At 64.7% G+C, this 2,718-nt stretch carries 3 protein-coding genes and 1 pseudogene; all 4 read left to right on the forward strand.

All coding sequences use genetic code 11. The features are described 5' to 3' along the window. Window positions 1-634: phage portal protein (locus RMO18_RS13765; protein WP_309666636.1), on the forward strand; the 634-nt coding region annotated here is incomplete at its 5' end. Beyond that, window positions 631-888 (forward strand): hypothetical protein, encoded by a 258-nt coding sequence (locus tag RMO18_RS13770; RefSeq protein WP_309666638.1) that lies wholly within the window; start codon window positions 631-633, stop codon window positions 886-888. The genes RMO18_RS13765 and RMO18_RS13770, both read left to right, overlap by 4 nt. Window positions 889-892: 4 nt before the next feature. After that, on the forward strand, window positions 893-1,465 hold the full coding sequence (locus RMO18_RS13775) for an HK97 family phage prohead protease (protein ID WP_405054077.1): 573 nt from the start codon (window positions 893-895) through the stop codon (window positions 1,463-1,465). A 39-nt stretch (window positions 1,466-1,504) separates the two neighbouring features. Beyond that, window positions 1,505-2,712: pseudogene (locus RMO18_RS13780) on the forward strand (phage major capsid protein). Window positions 2,713-2,718: the final 6 nt, after the last annotated feature.

The raw sequence follows: 2,718 nt of genomic DNA on the forward strand, positions 1-2,718 counted from the left end.
CCATTACGGGTTCTCGCCAATGCAGGCGGCGGCGGTGGCCGTGGACGTGCACAACAGCGCCAGCGCCTGGTCAAAGGCCCTGCTGGACAATGCCGCACGGCCCTCGGGCGCGATCATCTACAAGGGTGCAGACGGGCAATCTAGCCTGTCTACCGATCAGTATGACCGGCTGGTGAGCGAGATGGAGAGCCACCATCAAGGCGCACGCAATGCCGGGCGTCCGATGCTGCTGGAAGGCGGGCTTGATTGGAAGCCGATGGGGTTCACCCCCAGCGACTTGGACTTCCAGAAAACCAAGGAAGCGGCGGCACGCGAGAGTGCCATCGCTTTCGGGGTGCCGCCGATGTTGATGGGCATTCCCGGTGACGCGACTTACGCGAATTATCAGGAAGCAAACCGGGCGTTCTATCGGCTGACAGTGCTGCCGCTGGTGGGGCGGGTGCTGGGGTCGATGTCGCATTGGTTGCAGGCGTTCGGCACCGAGCCGGTCGAGTTGCGGGCGGATCTGGACCAGATCCCGGCGCTGGCGGCTGAGCGCGATCAGCAGTGGGCCCGGGTGGGGGCGGCCGATTTCCTGACGCCGGCGGAAAAGCGGATGATCCTGGGCCTGCCAAAGCTTGTGGAGGAGGAATGACGGCCGCCGGGACCGGTCGCAAGACCGAGGGCGGATCGCGGTTCCTGTACGACAGCTTTGACGCGGCGGCCGCCCGGATCGAGGCGAACGAGCGGGTGGCTGACGAGCGCTGGGCGGCGCTGGATTACCGTCTGGGGCTGATCGACGCGGCGCTGGAGCGGCTGGAAAAGCGGATCTGGCTGGGGGTTTACGGGGTGGCGGCATTCCTGCTGTCACAGATGGCCGAGGCAGTGATCAATGCGGCAACGAGGTGAAGCGATGACGATGGACATGGGTCTTGCAAACTGGGGCGCGCCGGAGCGGAAATTCACCCGCCCGGAGGTGGGTTTGACCGTGACAGACGGGCATGTGGTGGCGGGCTATGCGTCGCTGTTTGGTAAAAAGGATCAGGGCGGCGATGTGGTGCTGAAGGGGGCCTATGCGGCCAGCCTGAAGCGCCTGGCCGCCGGCGGGGGCCGGGTCAAGATGCTGTGGCAGCATGACCCGGCCCAGCCGATCGGGGTATGGGATGAGGTGCGCGAGGACGGCGCCGGCCTATGGGTCAAGGGCCGCATCCTGACGGAAGTGGCGAAGGGGCGCGAGGCGGCGGCCCTTCTGGACGCCGGGGCGATTGATGGCCTGTCGATCGGCTATCGCACGGTGAAAGCGGAACGTGACGGCAAGGGGCAACGCCTGTTGTCGGAGCTGGAGCTTTGGGAAGTGTCTCTGGTCACCTTTCCGATGCTTCCCGAGGCGCGGGTTTCGGCCAAGGCGGATGACGCCATGGACGCAGCCTTGCGCGACGTGGCGAGGGTCCTTGAGGACGCACGCCGGAGCCTGGCGGAACGCTGAGGCGCCAGGGGCCTTTTCCCATCAACTGAGGATGTGACGATGACCGAGAGAGAGGCTCGGGCCGGGAACGCATGTTCCCGCGCCCAGAATGATGCCCAGACACCGGCTGCGGAAGTGAAGACCGCCATGTCGGGTTTCCTGAAGGAATTCCAAGGCTTTCAGGACGAAGTGAAATCCAGCTTGAAACAACAGGAAGAGCGACTGACCATGTTGAATGCAAAGACGATGAGCTATGGCCGCCCCGCGCTTTCGGCACAGGCCGAAGGACATGCCCCGCACCAGAAGGCGTTCAACGCCTATCTGCGGTCGGGCGATGACGACGCGCTGCGGGGGCTGACGCTGGAAGGCAAGGCGCTGTCGACTGCGGTGTCGGCCGATGGCGGCTTTCTGATCGACCCGCAGACGGCGGACCGGATCCGGTCGATGCTGTTTGCGACCTCTTCGCTGCGGTCGGTGGCGAATGTGGTTCAGGTTGAAGCGACGTCGTTCGATGTGCTGATCGACCGCAGCGAAGTGGGTTCGGGCTGGGCCACCGAAGTGGCGGCCACGACCAAACCGCGACGCCGCTGATCGAGCGCATCTCGATCAAGCTGCACGAACTGGCCGCGATGCCGAAGGCAAGCCAGCGCCTGCTGGACGACAGCGCGTTCGATGTCGAGGGCTGGCTGGCGGAAAAGATCGCCACGCGGTTCATCCGTGCCGAGGCAGCGGCGTTCATCAACGGCGACGGGATCGACAAGCCAAAGGGTATTTTGTTGCCCGCCAAGGTGGCGAATGCGTCCTGGACCTGGGGCAGCATCGGCTACATTCCGACCGGGGCGGCCGCGGATTTCGCGCCGACCAGTTCGGCCGATTGCCTGATCAACCTGATCTATTCGCTGGGCGCCGATTACCGCGCCAATGCGACCTTCGTGATGAACTCCAAGACCACCGGCGCGGTGCGCAAGATGAAGGATGCCGACGGCCGCTTCCTTTGGCAGGACGGGTTGCAGGAGGGTGAACCGGCGCGGCTGATGGGTTACCGGGTGCTGATCTGCGAGGACATGCCCGATATCGCGGCCAACGCCCACGCCATCGCGTTTGGTGATTTCCGTGCGGCCTATACGATTGCTGAACGTCCGGACCTGCGCATCCTGCGCGACCCGTTCTCGGCCAAGCCGAACGTGCTGTTCTACGCCAACAAGCGCGTGGGCGGCGACATCACCGACTATGCGGCGATCAAGCTGCTGAAGATCGCGGTGTCCTGACCCGGC

Source organism: Tabrizicola sp. (assembly GCF_031377265.1).
In the GTDB taxonomy this organism is placed as follows: Bacteria; Pseudomonadota; Alphaproteobacteria; order Rhodobacterales; family Rhodobacteraceae; genus JAUYQR01.

Excerpts from the sequence above, each read along its gene's own strand:
- RMO18_RS13775 (WP_405054077.1), top strand. The coding sequence starts at position 893 with ATGACGATGGACATGGGTCTTGCAAACTGGGGCGCGCCGGAGCGGAAA.
- RMO18_RS13770 (WP_309666638.1), top strand. The coding sequence starts at position 631 with ATGACGGCCGCCGGGACCGGTCGCAAGACCGAGGGCGGATCGCGGTTC.